At 43.4% G+C, this 16,517-nt stretch carries 21 protein-coding genes; 12 read left to right on the top strand and 9 right to left on the bottom strand.

The genetic code is table 11. The features are described from left to right. The first annotated feature begins 196 nt into the window (after window positions 1–196). The 4 genes from UFB30_RS13245 (at window position 197) to UFB30_RS13230 (ending at window position 1,928) form a co-directional block, all read left to right on the top strand. On the top strand, window positions 197–658 hold the full coding sequence (locus tag UFB30_RS13245) for a hypothetical protein (protein WP_322422171.1): 462 nt from the start codon (window positions 197–199) through the stop codon (window positions 656–658). A gap of 295 nt (window positions 659–953) precedes the next feature. Beyond that, window positions 954–1,223, top strand: coding sequence for a hypothetical protein (locus tag UFB30_RS13240; protein ID WP_322422170.1), 270 nt, complete (start codon window positions 954–956; stop codon window positions 1,221–1,223). Window positions 1,224–1,285: 62 nt separating this feature from the next. Then, complete coding sequence (locus tag UFB30_RS13235) at window positions 1,286–1,744, top strand: HIT family protein (RefSeq protein WP_322422169.1); 459 nt, start codon at window positions 1,286–1,288, stop codon at window positions 1,742–1,744. After that, the gene (locus UFB30_RS13230; protein ID WP_322422168.1) at window positions 1,737–1,928 is read left to right on the top strand and encodes a DUF6366 family protein; all 192 of its coding nucleotides are present in this window, start codon (window positions 1,737–1,739) and stop codon (window positions 1,926–1,928) included. The genes UFB30_RS13235 and UFB30_RS13230 overlap by 8 nt, the downstream gene beginning before the upstream one ends. A gap of 292 nt (window positions 1,929–2,220) precedes the next feature. Here the strand turns inward: UFB30_RS13230 and UFB30_RS13225 are convergent, their stop codons facing one another. The 4 genes from UFB30_RS13225 to pulA form a co-directional block, all read right to left on the bottom strand. Continuing rightward, window positions 2,221–2,478, bottom strand: a complete 258-nt coding sequence (locus tag UFB30_RS13225) for a metal-sensitive transcriptional regulator (protein ID WP_322422167.1) — start codon at window positions 2,476–2,478, stop codon at window positions 2,221–2,223. A gap of 79 nt (window positions 2,479–2,557) precedes the next feature. Further along, a complete protein-coding gene (locus UFB30_RS13220) occupies window positions 2,558–2,785 on the bottom strand; it encodes a DUF2164 domain-containing protein (RefSeq protein ID WP_322422166.1) in 228 nt (75 codons plus the stop codon). Window positions 2,786–3,030: 245 nt separating this feature from the next. Next, window positions 3,031–3,216, bottom strand: coding sequence for a YqaE/Pmp3 family membrane protein (locus tag UFB30_RS13215; protein ID WP_322422165.1), 186 nt, complete (start codon window positions 3,214–3,216; stop codon window positions 3,031–3,033). 33 nt (window positions 3,217–3,249) lie between these two features. Next, complete coding sequence (pulA, locus tag UFB30_RS13210; RefSeq protein ID WP_322422164.1) at window positions 3,250–5,784, bottom strand: type I pullulanase; 2,535 nt, start codon at window positions 5,782–5,784, stop codon at window positions 3,250–3,252. Window positions 5,785–6,023: 239 nt separating this feature from the next. On the opposite strand from pulA, the gene UFB30_RS13205 reads away from it, so the two are divergent. Further along, window positions 6,024–6,647, top strand: coding sequence for an FMN-dependent NADH-azoreductase (locus UFB30_RS13205; protein ID WP_322422163.1), 624 nt, complete (start codon window positions 6,024–6,026; stop codon window positions 6,645–6,647). A 2-nt stretch (window positions 6,648–6,649) separates the two neighbouring features. On the opposite strand, the gene UFB30_RS13200 is transcribed toward UFB30_RS13205, so the two are convergent. Both UFB30_RS13200 and UFB30_RS13195 read right to left on the bottom strand, forming a co-directional pair. Further along, a complete protein-coding gene (locus tag UFB30_RS13200) occupies window positions 6,650–6,970 on the bottom strand; it encodes a DUF4870 domain-containing protein (RefSeq protein WP_322422162.1) in 321 nt (106 codons plus the stop codon). 358 nt (window positions 6,971–7,328) lie between these two features. Further along, window positions 7,329–8,141: a DUF368 domain-containing protein gene (locus UFB30_RS13195; protein WP_322422161.1), complete on the bottom strand. Its 813-nt coding sequence runs from the start codon at window positions 8,139–8,141 to the stop codon at window positions 7,329–7,331. A 126-nt stretch (window positions 8,142–8,267) separates the two neighbouring features. Between UFB30_RS13195 and UFB30_RS13190 the strand changes: the two genes are divergently transcribed. From UFB30_RS13190 to UFB30_RS13175, 4 genes are all read left to right on the top strand, one after another. After that, on the top strand, window positions 8,268–9,167 hold the full coding sequence (locus UFB30_RS13190) for a diacylglycerol/lipid kinase family protein (RefSeq protein WP_322422160.1): 900 nt from the start codon (window positions 8,268–8,270) through the stop codon (window positions 9,165–9,167). A gap of 188 nt (window positions 9,168–9,355) precedes the next feature. After that, a complete protein-coding gene (locus UFB30_RS13185) occupies window positions 9,356–10,096 on the top strand; it encodes an SDR family NAD(P)-dependent oxidoreductase (RefSeq protein ID WP_322422159.1) in 741 nt (246 codons plus the stop codon). A 116-nt stretch (window positions 10,097–10,212) separates the two neighbouring features. Continuing rightward, the gene (locus tag UFB30_RS13180) at window positions 10,213–10,512 is read left to right on the top strand and encodes a DNA primase (protein ID WP_322422158.1); all 300 of its coding nucleotides are present in this window, start codon (window positions 10,213–10,215) and stop codon (window positions 10,510–10,512) included. A gap of 106 nt (window positions 10,513–10,618) precedes the next feature. Then, a complete protein-coding gene (locus UFB30_RS13175; RefSeq protein ID WP_322422157.1) occupies window positions 10,619–11,218 on the top strand; it encodes a pyroglutamyl-peptidase I in 600 nt (199 codons plus the stop codon). A 221-nt stretch (window positions 11,219–11,439) separates the two neighbouring features. Here UFB30_RS13175 and UFB30_RS13170 read toward each other — a convergent pair whose 3' ends face one another. From UFB30_RS13170 to UFB30_RS13160, 3 genes are all read right to left on the bottom strand, one after another. Next, complete coding sequence (locus UFB30_RS13170) at window positions 11,440–11,613, bottom strand: hypothetical protein (RefSeq protein WP_322422156.1); 174 nt, start codon at window positions 11,611–11,613, stop codon at window positions 11,440–11,442. A 64-nt stretch (window positions 11,614–11,677) separates the two neighbouring features. After that, window positions 11,678–12,817 carry an MFS transporter gene (locus UFB30_RS13165; protein ID WP_322422155.1) on the bottom strand — a complete coding sequence of 380 codons (1,140 nt, stop codon included), beginning with the start codon at window positions 12,815–12,817 and terminating at the stop codon, window positions 11,678–11,680. A 146-nt stretch (window positions 12,818–12,963) separates the two neighbouring features. Then, the gene (locus UFB30_RS13160; RefSeq protein ID WP_322422154.1) at window positions 12,964–13,380 is read right to left on the bottom strand and encodes an organic hydroperoxide resistance protein; all 417 of its coding nucleotides are present in this window, start codon (window positions 13,378–13,380) and stop codon (window positions 12,964–12,966) included. Between the two features lie 340 nt (window positions 13,381–13,720). On the opposite strand from UFB30_RS13160, the gene UFB30_RS13155 reads away from it, so the two are divergent. From UFB30_RS13155 to UFB30_RS13145, 3 genes are all read left to right on the top strand, one after another. Further along, on the top strand, window positions 13,721–14,536 hold the full coding sequence (locus UFB30_RS13155) for a M15 family metallopeptidase (protein ID WP_322422153.1): 816 nt from the start codon (window positions 13,721–13,723) through the stop codon (window positions 14,534–14,536). A gap of 148 nt (window positions 14,537–14,684) precedes the next feature. Next, a complete protein-coding gene (locus UFB30_RS13150; RefSeq protein ID WP_322422152.1) occupies window positions 14,685–15,629 on the top strand; it encodes an ABC transporter permease subunit in 945 nt (314 codons plus the stop codon). Beyond that, entirely contained in the window at window positions 15,626–16,516 is an 891-nt protein-coding gene (locus UFB30_RS13145) for an ABC transporter permease subunit (protein ID WP_322422151.1), read from the top strand. The genes UFB30_RS13150 and UFB30_RS13145 overlap by 4 nt, the downstream gene beginning before the upstream one ends. Window position 16,517: the final 1 nt, after the last annotated feature.

Here is a 16,517-nt window from a genome sequence, read left to right as displayed (position 1 = left end):
TCAGGTGAGCCGTTTCTTTAAACACTACCGCTGTTTACTAGATATATACCCCATTAGTACTTATGTATTCTACTATAAATAGTCTGAAATAGGGTGAAATTTCTGTAATTTCGTGAAAAAATCGCTATGACTTACGATTGGGCTGTCAGTCTGATAGAATAAACGTTAGCTGATTTAAAGCGGAGGGCCTGATTGAATGAAAAGTAAACGATCATTTTGGTTCACAGCCGGCGGTTACAGCATTATCATTCTGCTGATTACATTAGCAGTCACACTGAATGTATATCCGGGCGGCTATGGCTATATTTATGACGAAAGCACACAGCAGTTAACGCTTGAGCGTGGAACGTTTGTAAAAGAAGATGTAACAGTTGAAGTCAATGACGATAATACACTCAGATACTTACTGTTTCAGGACGAAGTTAATCGTGCGATCCAGTCCTGGGTACTGTCACTGACACTCGGTATTTTTGCTGTGTACCTTCTGCAGCGTGTAATACTTGCATTCCAGCACAGAAAAGAAGAGGGCCTCAGAGTGAAGGATATTCTATATGCAGTCCTGCTGCTCATTTCACTCGTGATGATGGTCATGCTCTTAATTTCTCTAAGCGGAAGTATTCAGTACCTGGATCAGGTGTTTAATACAGCCGCTAATTAAAAATCCCGCTTCCGGCGGGATTTTTTAAATGAGAAAACCATGTTAAAGATCATTGTTGATTCTGCACAGCTGTTGATTGGAGCGTAAGGGGGCGGCTCGCAGGAAGGGACAGGTGAGGCTTATGGCGAAGCCTGCGGGCTCAAGGACAGGACCAAAAAACGGTCCACCGACGGAAAGCGTCCCCCTGAAGCGGAAATCAACAGTCAACATTAATAAAGCCAATTAGAAAAGAAATGAATTTTCTGACAAGTTATGATAGGATTAGACTATCTTGTATAGCAAAGCAGGTGAATGAATGCGTAAAAAAAGAAGCAGATCTTCAGGCGAAGGGCTCATAAATCTTACTTTCACGATCATTTACATCGGTTACTGGTGGTTTATCCTGCAGGAGATTTTCCAGGGAGAGTCTCATTTTATTTACATAAGCATTGTTCCATTTATCGGGCTGATGTTTCTTCACTCTCTTGTCACGAAATGGCATGAGCGGCGTAAGGAAAAGCAGCTTGTACTGAGCGTTGAAAAAAGCATTGCGAGATACAAGGACCGGATCAGACCGGGTGCATAAAACTGCCGACATGAGCCCGGCGGTTTTTATTTTGGCGTCAGTTTTACTTCAGGAGGAGAAATATGTCTTACGATTTGAATTGCCCATTATGTAACCCGCATCAGGATATTGAACAGCAGATCGTGCTGGAAAGCAAAACCTGTTATTTTTTGCAGCATAACAGACATCAGGATGTCCTTGAAGGCAGCGGGTTAATTGTCCCGAAAAAACACAGACAGGATATATTTGAGTTAACGAAAGAAGAGTGGAACGATACATATAATATGCTTCATGAAGCGAAAAAGGTCTTACAGGAAACTGTCAGTCCTGATGGCTACACAATTGGGTGGAATGTCGGGAAGGTCTCAAATCAGGAGATCCCCCATTGCCATCTGCACGTTATCCCCAGGTATCATGATGAACCATTGGCGGGAAAAGGGATTCGCTACTGGTTGAAGCAGGAGAATAACAGAAGAGAGAATAGCCCACGTAATAAAAACAAAAAAAATAATCGAGGCAGAAGGAGTGGATCGTATGAGTGAAGAGAAACAAACTGCTGGGGATAGAAGAGAAAAGTTGAGGCAAAAAGAGTTGAGAAGTGCTTCAAGCGGTATTCATGGCAGTAATCTTTCCGATCTCGTCGGTTCATTAGGGTGGAAGGGGACTGGCATACTGATACTCGTTATTATTATTGGCTTGATCGCAGCGTCATACTTTTTTAATTGAGACGCTGTGTTGCCATATTGTCTATTCCTCCTCAAAAAATCCCGCATAGCGTGGCCGTGCAAAATAAAGTGGTTGGGACAAAAGGTGAGAAATGAGTTTCTGACAACTCTTATTATTAAAATGAAACTTAGTGCAGCGGAGCGTAAGGTGGCGACTTCGGGACGATTAGAGGGAAGCTGAGACCCCGCAGCCGAAGGCGAGGATGCCTAGCAACCTCCGTCCGGAAAGCGTCCGCCTGAAGCGAAACGACTTAAAAAAGGCTGAGACATTTTTTATGTCCCAGCCTCATGCATTACCTCGACTTCACCAGTAACTGAACAGCTTCATTAATATAATCCGCTGAATCTTCACCCTTTTCAGCGTTACGCAGACACTCCTCAAGGTTGCGTGCCACGATCAGACCAATTGTGCGGTCCAGTGCCGTACGTGTAGCAGAAAGCTGAGTCACAACATCTCTGCAGTCTTTGCCTTCTTCCATCATGCGTAAGATACCCTTTATCTGCCCTTCAGCACGTTTCAGACGGTTGATTTGCTGCTTATCATATTCCATAGGATGAGCTCCTTTGATTAAAATATTTAACTACTTATATCGTATAAGGCTACTCGGGATTTGTAAAGAAGGACGCGTCTTACTTTTGGATGGAAAACAGGTCCTCAAGCTTTTTCTCTAAAAATTGATGTGCATCAGCAATTCCCTGGTTATATACGGCAGGGGCAATTTCTTTTAAAAAGAAATCAAGAATCAGTGTGGCTTTCAGCTGACCGATTTCTTCATCGTGTTCATTAAGAAAGTATGTCTGAATCTGATTGGTCATGTCATGTTTTACGTCAGCATGTAAAGAAAACGGGTCTGTCATCTTTTTCCCTCCTGAATGAAAAGAGGATGGGACAAAAATGTCTCATCCTCCAATCGTTTCGCTGCGCTTCAGGCGGACGCTTTCCGGACGGAGGTTGCTGAGCCTCCTCAAGCTTTGCTTTCCGGGGTCTCAGCTTCCCTCTATTCGTCCCGGAGTCGCCGCCTTACGCTCCGCTGCACTTAGATTTCAATATAAAATTCATTTTTCATCACAAAATAGATTGTATGCTCCCGGCATTGATCTCACTATGATTTTTGCATATAGCGCTGCATATCTTTTTTATGTTTTTCATCGCGTACAACAATCACTGCGTGGATCAGTCCTGGAATATAGCCGAGGATCGTCAGCAGGATATTCAGCAGAAATGAACCGAATCTGCCTGTGAATAATACCGCGAGTGGCGGCAGGAAAATAGCAAGTATATAAAGCATTTGATCATCAACCCTTCTCAATTGGATAGTAGATTATTCCCGACTATCCATTGAATTAAACGGAAGGGCAAGGACATAGGTGCTGTGACGGCTCACTTCAACCACGTCTGACCTTAAGACACCGAGCGGCTCACTGTCTGCATGGATCCCGTCAGCAAGGATATGCCATGGACCAGCTGAATCAAGGTGATACTTTACCGGTCCGCCGTGCGCGTTGTGGATGACGGTATAACGTTCATAGCGTCCTTCAGCAGGGGTCAGGTCATACGCAATTAACCTCTCGTCCGTCGCATGAAAATGCATCTGATTCACGATGTCATCTTTCGTTCTCATTCTGAAAGCGGGATGTGCTTTTCTCAGCCTGATTAACCCTTTAATAAAGTTAACGGTCTGATTGAATTCTTCACGGCGGTGCCAGTCGAGCTTGTTGATCTCATCAGGTGAACGGTAGCTGTTTTCAACTCCGTATTTTGTCCGCATGAATTCCTGACCTGCATGCAGGAAAGGAACGCCCTGGGATAACAGAATGATCGAGGTAGCAAGCCTGTGCATCCTTTTATGATCGCTCATGTTTGCATTTGGTGTTGTAAAGCAGAGTTTATCCCAAAGTGTATGATTATCATGGGCTTCTGCATAATTGACGACCTGCTCGGGTGAGATAAATGTTTTTCTGTCATAAGGCACTTTCATGCCGGCAGACACGCCCTGAAGCAGGTGATATCTCATGCCGATTCTGCCGTTGATAAAGCCGTTATCCTGTTTTGAGAAGGTGTTTCCCTTTAAATGATCGCGCAGTGCGTCATTAAAATGGGCGACGCCTTTCATCTGATCCGCCTGATACTGATTTGCTTTTAAATGATCAGGGAGTGCAGTCTGGAGGTCCCAGCCTTCACCGAGCATCATGATGGCAGGATCAATGTTATCCAGAGCACTTCTGGCAGCTCTCATGGTTTCTACATCATGAATACCCATCAGATCAAACCGGAAGCCGTCAATCTGATACTCCGTTGCCCAGTAAACAAGAGAATCTACGATAAATCGCCTCATCATTGCGCGCTCAGAGGCTGTATCATTTCCTACACCAGTCCCATTTGACAGTTTTCCATTTCGGGTATATCGGAAGTAATAACCCGGAACGAGCTGGTGAAAAGGAGACCTTGCAACATCATAAACATGGTTATAGACGACATCCATGATCACACTCATGCCACGGTCGTGAATGGCCTGAATCAGCGTCTTAAGTTCTTTGATCCGGAGTGCGTGGTGAGTCGGATCAGTAGAATACGATCCCTCAGGTGCGTTGAAATGCTTCGGATCGTAGCCCCAGTTATATTGAGGCTGATCGAGCTTCGTCTCATCCACTGTCCAGTAATCATAAAACGGCAGTAATTGTACATGTGTGACGCCAAGCTCTGCCAAATAATCGAGTCCGGTTGAAAAACCATGCGCTGTCACAGTTCCCTGTTCAGCAAGACCAAGGTATTTCCCTTTATTGAATACCCCGCTGTCTTCATGTATCGTCGCATCACGGATATGCAGCTCATAGATCACCGCATCCACGGGAGATTCAAGTGTACGCGTAACAGGTTTCCAGGATGCAGGGTTTGTTTTTCCCAGATCTACTACAGCACTTCTGGTGCCGTTCACACTGACGGCTTTTGCATAAGGATCCTGCGTTTCACGCCATTCTTTCCCGATGCGGACGCGGTACAGATAGTGGGCACCCTCCCAGTCACCTGCAAGGTCGATATGCCACGTTCCGCACTCACCATGATTCATCTTGAATAAAAAGACTTCACCATTCTTAAAAAGCTTTATTTCAGCCTGCCGGGCAGAGGGTGCCCAGAAACAGAAGGAAGTTTGTTCAGGTGAATATTGAGACCCGAGAAAACCATCATATTTAAACGTCTGATCAAACTTTTTCGTACGCATAATGTCACCGAATGTAACATCACAATAACCGAAATGGGAGAGGTTCACCTGATATTGCTTTGTCAGGGAAAGTCTGTTTTTCGTTTTAATGACCAGACGGTTTGCAAGATCTGAGCCGGCGTTATCCTTTTCAACGCGGACTTTTTTTATTTCAGCTCCATGAAGGGCGACGTGGAGATTGTCGTGTTCCCAATCAAAGGAAAGGTTAGTGAGAACGGAAATTTCATCCCATTTATCAATCTTTGCGCTGATAATGCCGGGAAAAACAGTCACATCATTCAGGTTTTCATAGATTCGCTCCATTCCCTGCATCAGCCAGACTTCTGCATGGCCTGACGGGTCAAATGAAGTAATAAACCGGTCATCAAAGCGTTTGCCTGCCCAGTCATTTTCTTCTGTGCTTTTTCGGATAATAAAACCGACACGCTTGATTTCTTCAGTGCTCTGTAAGGCAAAAACAGCTGTTTTTCCATAGCTGTCTTCTTCAGAAAACTCCACCATATGTCCGGTTTCACCTTCAAGCCATACCCACAGATTCCACCCTTCATAGTCATGGTCATAGCGATGATAATGGAGTGTGACGGTCACTTCTTTTAAAAGTGGCGGCTGTTTTTCGTAAGATTCGATTCTCACCATGGATATCAGACCTTTCTCTGTGGTGTGCTGTTAAAAGTTTTGAACATTCAATCTCTTTCTATTCATTATACGGTACATTTCATAAAAGAGGCACTTTAAGTTGCTGTCAGTATGTAAAGATAAGCATTTTCTCCGCTAAAGGTCTGAATTTTACAAAGATTAAGCACTGATACGTGGCAACCTGAACATTATCGCTTAAAATAGAAGAAGCAGGATATTAAGGTTAGGGAGGAATTGTGATGAAAGTATTATATATAAATGCGAATCCGCGTACGAAGAAGTCAGTCAGCGAAGAGATTGCGGATACGTTTATAGAAGAACTGAAAAAAGCAGAGCAGGGTGTAGACGTTGAATACGCACACCTTTATGAAATGGATCTTCAGGAAATTGATGAGGATGTGCTGGGCTCCTGGGGCAAACATCGTACGGGTGAGGCGTTCACAGAGGTAGAAAAAGAAAAAGTAAAAAGAATGGATGATGTGCTGGATCAGTTCCTGGCAGCAGATCTGTACGTATTTGTGACACCGTTCTGGAACTTATTATTCCCGCCGAGAGTGAAAACTTACATTGATTCACTATGTATTCCGGGTAAAACATTCCGTTATACAGCGAGCGGTCAGGAAGGGCTGATTGAAGGCAAGCGTGCCGTACACATCGAGTCAGTCGGCGGCGTCTATAAAGGAACAGGACTCAACTTTTCAGAGGATTATCTGCGCGAAGTAATGCGCTTCCTCGGCATTAAAGAATATGATTCAGTGATCTGTGAAGGAATGAGCCAGTACCCTGATATGGCTGAAAAGATTCTCGATGAATCCAAAGCCGAAGCAAGAGAACTGGCCCAAAAGCTTGCAAGACTTGAGTAGTGTTAAGGTGTGAAAAAACGGATCACAAGCGGAATCTTAAATACTTCACCTTTTAACGCATACACTCCGGCGATGATCGCAAACACGATCCATAACACAGTCAGCACGGAATTAATCACGATTCCAATGCCGATGAAGTATAAAAAGCCTGCAGCTGCCTGATATAAAAAGTAGCTGACAGCAAAATTTAAATAGGCATAACCGTGCTCCCTGACATAGGGGGCATCTTTTTTGATCAGCCAGAGGATAAGCGGCCCGACAATAAACGTAACGGTACTTGTGAAATAAATCATTGCAGCAACGAGACGGTCTTCTGAATGCATGATGATGCTCCTTTCAAGAACAGTCTGTGTAGTAGAGTATACGTACTGCGGGCTGATAAGTTTCAGATCTGCTGATGTAAAAGTAATCAGGGGTGAGGGAATCAGCTGGCTGAATGAAGGGATAATTGTCATAATTGATGGGAATATAGGCAAGCACTCACTAAATGAAGGGATTAATTTGAAATTGAAGGGATCTGTTTCAAAATTGAAGGAATTTATTTGAAATTGATGGAATAGGTGCTGCAATTGATGGTAAAGTCCAAATTTCTCTTTCACCATCATTGTCAGCACGCGGCAAAGCAACCAGCTTCACAACACACAAAAAGGACCTTTCCCATAACAGGAAAAGGTCCTTTGATCAGCTGCTTCTGCCAAGCAGGACTGCCGCGTAGAAGCCCGCAGCAAGTGTAATCATACACATGATAATGTTGCCGGCTGTCAGCGCCAGTCCCGGGTACACGACAAACAGTGAGCCGAAGACAAGCCCGATAATAAATGCATACATCATCACCGGATAACGGTTCAGCAGATAGCGGATCAGCTTACTTGTAAAAATAAAACCGAATGCCACACCCGCACCGATTAAAGCAATAACAGGAAGATTAAAGTTACTCACAGCAGCAATGGCTGTGTTATATACACCAATGACAAGCAGCAGGAACGATCCGCTGATACCAGGCAGCATCATCGCTGAGCTTGCCAGAATGCCGGATCCAAACAGTAACAGCATATTCGGACCAGTCAGGTTTGTAATAACTGCCCCATCTTCAGAAGGGTTAGAAAAACCGATAATCAGTACAATCACTGCACCAACAATCAGCATCGCAATATGTTTGCCCTTAAAATTCTCTTTTGCATTAGATTCTTTCAGCAGATAAGGTAAAATACCGCCAATTAATCCGATGAAAAAGAAATAAGTAGGTTGTGGATGAACTTCAAGCAGCCATTCAATCAGGTTGCTTAATGCAATAATTGATATACCCATTCCTGCCCCAAGTGTAATTAAAAAAGGCAGGTGCTTTTTCCATTCTCTCGTTGTAATGCCGCTCAAAGCATTGATAAACTGATCATAAATGCCAAGAAGAACGGCAATCGTACCGCCGCTGACACCCGGCACAACATCACTTGCACCCATCGCCATCCCGCGGAATATATTTCTCCAGTCAAACATACAGACATGCTCCTTTTAAGTTGGTAAAATCAACAATATTCATTATACGGCAACAAACCGGTTTCGTCATGGATGAAAAAAGGAAAGATATAGAGAAAACGTTCACAATTATAGGAGGTCTTTAGAATGCAGAAAGCGATGCTGATTTTAAATCCTTCTTCAGGTAAAGAAGAAGCGCTTGATCATAAAGAATCTGTACTTGAAGTGTTAAAGGAAATGAACTTTGACATTACATTAAAGGAAACAGAAAAAGAAGACGATGCCACACGATTTGCAGAAGAGGCATGTCGTGAACGCTTTGACCTCGTTGTATCGATGGGTGGCGATGGGACATTAAATGAAACGATTACAGGGCTTGCAAAACAGGAATACCAGCCGGCGCTCGGGATCGTTCCGCTGGGCACAGTTAATGACTTTGCACGTGCGTTGAATATCTCAATGAACCCGGAAGAAGCGATACAGCAATTAAAAACAGCTGAGACAAAGCGTGTGGATATCGGCCGGATTAACGACCGCTACTTTATGAATATTATTGCACTCGGCGGGATTGCAGAAGCGACATTTGGTGTATCAGTTGAACAGAAAACAAAGCTTGGACCGCTTGCTTATATGATCGAAGGATTCAAAACGATCCGTGAAAAGGAACCCTTTGAAGCGGATATTACATACGACGGTCAGAAATGGGAGGGAAGTGCACTGTTATTTTTAATGGCGCTAACCAACTCAGTCGGCGGTTTTGAAAAACTTGCGCCGGACGCTGAAGTCAATGATGGTCATCTGCATTGTTTTGTCATCAAAGACGTACCTCTCTTTAAGCTGATCAGTATTATGACGGCACTGCTGAAGGGTGAGCTTGAAGAAGATGAAAATGTCGAGTATTTTAAAGCAAAAGAAGTACACGTGAATTCAGAGACAGACCTGATATCAAATGTAGATGGGGACGAGGGTGCGCATGTACCATTAACAGTAGAAGTACTAAGCAGCCATATCCCGATTCTATGTCCGGTTGAAGATAATCAGAAATAAATGTTCAAGGGTTACGCTATATTAATGCCCATTATTGTTTCTGCACAGCTGATGATTGGAGCGGAAGGGACAGGTGAGATCAGGCATGGCGAAGCCTTCGGGCTCAGCGCCCGTCCACGGAAAGCGTCCTCCTGAAGCGGAAATCAACAGCCAATTTTAACAAAGCAAAGAATTAAAGGAGGCTAACAATGATTAAAGCAATGGTAACAGGTGGATCAAAAGGACTTGGAGCGGCAATCGTCACTCATTTGATTGACCGTGATATAGAAGTGACAGATGTTTCAAGATCCGGAAACAGCAGTATGAAAGGCAATCAGTTCTACAAGCATCAGCAGGTGGATATGACTTCTCTCTCTGAATCCCTTAACTTTTTAAGGTCCTGGACGGAGGAGCAGAAAGATCTTACAAAGCTGTATCTGATCCAGAATGCAGGCACAGTTCAGCCGATGGAAACAGTAGGAAATATGGATCCTTCAGCTATCGAAACCGCAATTGCGCTCAATTATACAGCACCGGCTGCATGGGCAAACCTTGCGTTCAGGCTGGCAGATGAAATCGGCTTTGAACTGGTGATCGTCAATATCACATCAGGCGCTGCGGATAAACCGAATCACGGGTGGAGTGTGTATGGCAGTACAAAAGCAGCGCTGAACCTTTTCACAGAAACAGCAGCGCTCGAGCAGGGTGATGAAGGTCATACCATCATTTCCTACAGTCCGAGTATTATGGACACTGGTATGCAGGAGGAAATCAGATCAACAGATGCTGCTTCCTTTGCGGCAGTAGAAACGTTCCAGCAGTATAAGGAGCAGGGAAAGCTGAGAAAGCCGGAAGATGTAGCAGGCGTTCTGGTGAACATTCTGCTAAAAGAAAAGCTTGTAAACGGCAAACTCTACCACGTCAATGATTATCTGCCGTCAACAAAGTAATACACCGGAGAAACAATATTTACTTAAATGTAATGTGCTTCCAGCGTTTCTGAAAACCGCTTTTGGGTAAAGATAGATATGAACAAAATCGCAATACCCAAAAGGAGAGGATCTACATGGATTTTAAAAAGTTGATGAAGGTTGGCGCAGCAGGCGTATTGAGTCTGGGTGTATTAGCAGCATGCGGTGATGACGGCGAGGAAATGGATTCAAACATGGAAGAAGAAGAAGCACCGATGGATGAAAACACTGATGACAACATGGAAGAGGATACTGAGGATACTGGTGAGGACATGGAAGAAGGTATGGACGACGCCGGCGATGAGATGGAAGACGGTGCTGAAGACGCAGGTGACGAAATGGAAGAAGAAACAGATGAAATGGAAGACGACGCTGAAGAAGACACTGAACAATAAAATGAATACAGCTGGATCTGTCTGATCAGACAGATCCAGCTTTTTGTTCGCTCTTTCGTTTGGCGAAATAAAGTGATAAGCTGAAAGAAAAAGAGGAGTACATCATATGAAAACACTTTTAATCACAGGATTCGAACCATTTCTTCATTTTAAAAAGAATCCCACCATGGAAATCATTAAAGAACTGGATGGTCAGGTGATCGGTGACTGGAAGATTGCCGGCCGCATCATGGAAGTGGATTTCAATAAATCAGGAGATCAGGTCATTGGGTTTTATGAAGAAGTAATGCCGGATGCTGTCATCTCTCTTGGACTTGCCGGCGGGCGCACGCATATTACACCGGAGAGAATCGCAATCAATTGTAACGACGGTGAAAAGGATAACAGCGGATATGCACCATCAGGTGAAAAAATAGCGGAAGACGGGCCAGACGGCATCTTTTCAACGCTTCCGGTAAGCGGGATGGTCCAGCGTCTGCACGAGCATGGATATCCGGCAAGTATCTCAAACTCTGCCGGAACCTATCTTTGTAATCATGTCATGTACAGAATGCTTTATCACCTTCAGAAAGAAGGCAGAAACATCCCATCCGGCTTTATTCACATCCCTGCCTCCCATGACATGGCAGTCGAATCAAGAAGACTCCCAAGCTGGTCCCAGGCGGATTTGAATGCAGCGATCAGGTTGTGTGTTGAGGCTCTATGAATTTAATAGATTTATAATAAAGAATGAGATATGGAAAGTTACATAATCTGAATAGTAAAATCTTAGTGTAACGAAGCGGAAGGCGGTGACTCCGGGACGATTAGTGGGAAGCTGAGACCCCACAGCCGAAGGCGAGGAGGCTCAGCAACCACCGTCCGGAAAGCATCCGCCTGAAGCGCAGTGAAACGATTAAAAAGCCGGAACAACCGTCCCAGCTTTTCTTACGCATTCTTAATCTTATTAATCCGCTTATCACAAGCATCCAGCGTTTTCTGGATTTCATCAAGAGACGCAACAAGTGCTTCACGGTCTCTTTGTCTTGCAGCTACCATCCGGTCAATTGAATCAATCAGTGAAAGTACGTGTTCTTTATTAAAAGAAGATTCTTTTTTCATAAAAAAAGCCTCCGTATGTTTGATTTACTAAAATATACGGCAGGCTTTTTATTATATGGGGGTATTACGCAATTCTTTTCTGATACATAACAATTGACAGCAGAATGGCCGGTGCCACAGCGATACTCATACCTGTAAAAGCAAGACCTGAGTCAATGTCATACAGAAGGCCGCCAACCTGTGTCAGCACGGCGGCACTGAGCCCCATGCCAAGTGACGCATACACACCTTGTGCAGTCGGAATCAGCTGCTTATCCACTGACCTGTACAGATAGCGGATAAATGCGTAATGTGCAAGGCCGAACGTCAGAGAATGGAACAGCTGTGTAATCAGGAAAATCCACAGTGATGGGAATAGGCCGACAAGCGCCCATCTGACAACAGCCGCAATGGACGCGATAAAAAACATAAATGCTGCGGGTCGGTTTTTGAAAAACTTATCCGCAACAGCGAAAAACACAATTTCAGATAAAACAGCGATATTTAAAATGAAACCTATGTAGGCATTGGAGACATTTAATTCCTGAAGGTAGATAAATCCATAGTTATAATAAGAAGCATGAGCACCCTGGATCAACACGCAAATGGTGATGACAAGTATAAACCCGGGCGTCTTGAATACAGCTTTATAACTGCCGCGTTTCGGACTGACCTTTTCCTGAAGTGCGTCAGGCGCATACTGAAAAGCCCCGGCAATCATCATCACAGATCCGACAGCCATCACAGCAAAAATAGAAGATTCAGTCCAGATTGCTGCTACAAGTCCGACAACAATCAACCCGACCGTATAACCGACTGACCCCCATGAACGGCTTCTTCCATAGTGGATATTGTCTGTACGCATCAACAGAGAAGCGTTACTCTCCATCATTGGCAATATATTAGGATAAAACAAACTGAATAAAATCATTACAAGCATCAGCCCGGTAAAACTGTCTACAGGTAAAAACAGCAGCAGAATACACGTTGAAAGAACCGGCAGTGCCTTCATTAAAAAGGCCAGCGAAAATCGTTTGCTGAGCTCCGGGAATAAAAATAATGTAGAGAATGACCGCGCAAATAATCCTGCTGCAATAATTGAACTTGCCGCAGCAACCGTCAGACCCTTTTCATAGACAAGCCACCCTGTCCAATAAGGAAGGAAAATGCCCCATGTAAAAAAGAAAGTAAAGAAATTAATAGAAAGCCAGGATTGTGCCTTCATCAAATCACGCTCCATCCGGCAAATGAAAGTTTGCCATGAGCTAGTATAGCATATTTGAAAACAGAATAATGAACGGGAATACAGCAGAATTTTTATCAAAAAAATACTGCCGGAAGTGATGATTCACTTCCGGCAGCTGTTTTGTATTATACCGCTTTAATTTCTAAATCAACATCAATGTTTCCACGTGTAGCCTTTGAGTAAGGGCAGAAATCGTGTGCTTTCTTCAGCAGCTCCTCTGCTTCATCCTGTGATACACCACTTACTTCAACTTCAAGCTTCACAGAAATCTTCACACCATCATCTTTTTCATCCTTATTCAGGCTTACGTGGGCAGTCGTCGTAGAATCAACTTTCTTACCCGCATTTTTCGCCATGAGATTAAATGCACCATCAAAGCATGCTGAGTAGCCGGCTGCAAATAATTGCTCAGGGTTTGACTTGCCTTCCGGATCCTGACCGTCACCCGGCATTGCCAGATCAAGCTGGATTAAATCATCTGAAGATTTCACATGTCCATTTCTACCATTCTTAGCAGTTGCAGTACTCGTCAAAATTGCCATCAATCTCATCTCCATTTCATGTATTAAAGAATTTAAACTACTCTTGTATGATTCACTTTTGAACGTGTTGTTAAACATTTTTGAAGGTGAACTAAGAATTGTTAAGACGATGAATGAAGAGTCTTCATCTTAATGTCGTGCTTTATAGAGGTGAACGGAGCGTAAGGCGGGAGGCTCACCGGACCGGCCGCGGAAAGCGCCCGCCCGAAGCGCAGTGAACCGGTTCCAAAATCAAATTCCAAACATTTAAAGACATTTTCCGAATCACTACATAGATCACGACTTTTTTGATAAACTGAAAGAATGTACAGAAACGCAATTAGAAAGGGTCCTGAACAGCATGAGACTGGAAAATAACCAAAAAAAGAGAAGAACAAAATGGTGGATCGCACTCGGTGCAGCCGTCACAATTTTTGCCGGTGCTTCATTAGGTGCTTTAAGCGCATATAACTGGTCTCCTGAAGAAGCAATTGAAGGTCTGTTTGGCATATCATTACAGCAATCAATTTCACAAAACAATCATGAAGAACGCACGATAGATGAAGATGTAAAAGAAATTACACGTGCAGAAGAGCTCACTGAAGACAGTGAAACTGCATATCCTGAAGAACCGGAAAGGACCCCTGAGACAATGGATGAACCAACCTACGTAAAAGGTGTACTCATTGCAAATAAACAATACCCGCTTCCGACAGATTATGCACCGGGAGAAAATCCTGAAGCGCGTGCCGCATACGATGATATGCAGGAAGCCGCATCAGAAGCAGGATTCAGCCTTGTGGCATTCAGTACATACCGGTCATATGACTACCAGACTGACCTGTATAACCGTTACGTAGATGAACATGGTCAGGAGGAAGCTGACAGATTCAGTGCAAGACCGGGATACTCTGAACACCAGACCGGACTTGGCTTTGATATCGGTGCTGAAGACCAGGAGGAACACTGGGCAAGTGACAGCTTTAAAGATACTGATGAAGCGAAATGGCTTGCGGAAAACGCACATCAATACGGTTTTATTCTGCGTTATCCTGCCGGAAAAGAGCACATCACCGGTTATCAGTATGAATCATGGCACTTCCGCTACCTTGGCAAAGACCTTGCGACAAAAGTATATAACAGTGGATTGACACTGGAAGAATATCTCGGGATCTAAAATATTTCCTGGGAAATGTGATAAAAGACTGAAAGGATTCCATTATCTTTCAGTCTTTTTGTTATTCTTCATTATTTTCTTAGTTTCGTTACCCAAATATTTCCGTTATACTAATATTCAGAAGAGTGGCATAACGGGGGTTAGTAAATTGTTATTCAGCATATTTAAAACGATTGTTCAATGGGTACTTGCGTTTACATTACTAATGTTATTTATCTTAATACCAAGAGAAATGGAGATTGAATATGGTCCTTCCGGTGAGTTTATTACAGGACATTATCATTATTCAATCAGCTTACATGGCGACAATATCAAACAGTTTTTTGAACCGCTCTTTAATGGAGAAGGGCTCGGTTATGACAGATATGATCAGCCATTATTGACTCATGCGTGGGACATGATGCAGCGCAGCCTGTTATTAGTGATTCCTGCGTTTTTTCTCAGCATCTTCCTTGGAGTGGCAAAGGGAGTATTCGATTTTCAGACACGGCATGGCAAGCGTAAAGTGATAGGTTTACAAACCACATGGTTAGGACTTTCAGTGCCTGATTTATTCTATATCATTATGATCCAGATGGGGCTGATGTATTTAAATGTAAAAGGCATTATAACAGGGTTAAGCCTGTATGGCGCCGGAAGTCCGGAGGCAGTCATCATGAATATCATTTACCTGTCAATCTTCCCACTGTTTTATATCGCTAACGTGACGTTTTCAGCTTTGAGCGATCAACATGGTGCTGAATATATCAAAACGGCTAGAGCAAAAGGGGTATCACCATTTAAGCTGCTATACATACATATGCTGAGAAATGGTCTTGCAAAGTTATTTATCCATACAAACATCATCGTCCTTTATCTGCTTTCGAATTTGTTTGTGATTGAATTTCTGACTCAGTACAGAGGAGCGGCTTATTATTTTAAAGAATATGTATCTGTTGTCAATCACATTGTCGACGCGCAGTCACTCAGTGTAAATACAGCTGCGATTGCTGCCTATACATTTTTCTTTACGGTCATTATTTTAATCGCCGGAGTGATCAGTCAGATCGCCAGAGGACTTCTTCTGCCACATGAAAGAGGTGAAAAGGGATGAATAGACACCTGACTGCTGGCGGCATTATGCTGTTGTTTTTACTATTCCTGACTTTTATAGGACCATTATTTCCAATCATTGATAATGACCGGACGATCGCAGGAGCACGCTATACAGATAACGGGTTTGAAGTTGCTCCTTTCCCGCCTTCAGCGGAAACACCACTTGGTTCTGACAGGGAAGGGAGAGATGTGCTCAGTCTACTGGTAGATGGAGCGCAGGAAACACTGTACATTATCCTGTCCATTGTAGCCATCAGATTCATATTGGCAGCATTGCTTGGAATTGGAGGCTATTACTCTAAGTCCATTAGAGGGGTGCTTTCACTATGGAGCCAGTTGTTTTCATTTATGCCATCTATCTTTTTTGTTATTTTTTTCGCAGGACTGCCATTTGTGATGTTTTCTGAAAATCGTTATTTATGGCTTATATTCATTATTGCTGCAGTAGAAGTAGGCAGAACAGCGGAATTGATCAAAACGTCAATGGATGAAAGTGCCAAAAAGGCTTATTTTGAAGCTGGTATTGTTACGGGGTGTTCAAACTGGACGCTCTTTAAATACTACTTCTGGCCGGAACTTCGTCTCACAGCCTTAACAAACTTTATAAATGATTTGGGAAAAACACTCTTTTTGATTGCTCAGCTTACACTTGTAGGTGTATTTTTTCAGAATGAATTCTGGTCAGTCCGCGGTGGAACAGTAACAACTGAAAACGGATCTTATATATGGCCGGCATTATTAGAAGATATTCATCAGGATGTTTTTACAGCTGAATGGGTCATTTTATCAACTGTTGGGATGATTACTTTTACAATGTTGACTTTTTATCTTCTCAGTAATGGAATCAGGAGATACTATCAGGAAAAGTATCACCAGTCTAACTAAC

Origin of the sequence: Jeotgalibacillus haloalkalitolerans (assembly GCF_034427455.1) — a bacterium.
Classification (GTDB): Bacteria; Bacillota; Bacilli; order Bacillales; family Jeotgalibacillaceae; genus Jeotgalibacillus; species Jeotgalibacillus haloalkalitolerans.
Note: the sequence above shows the minus strand (reverse complement) of the source record. Positions and strands in the feature narration are given on the sequence as shown.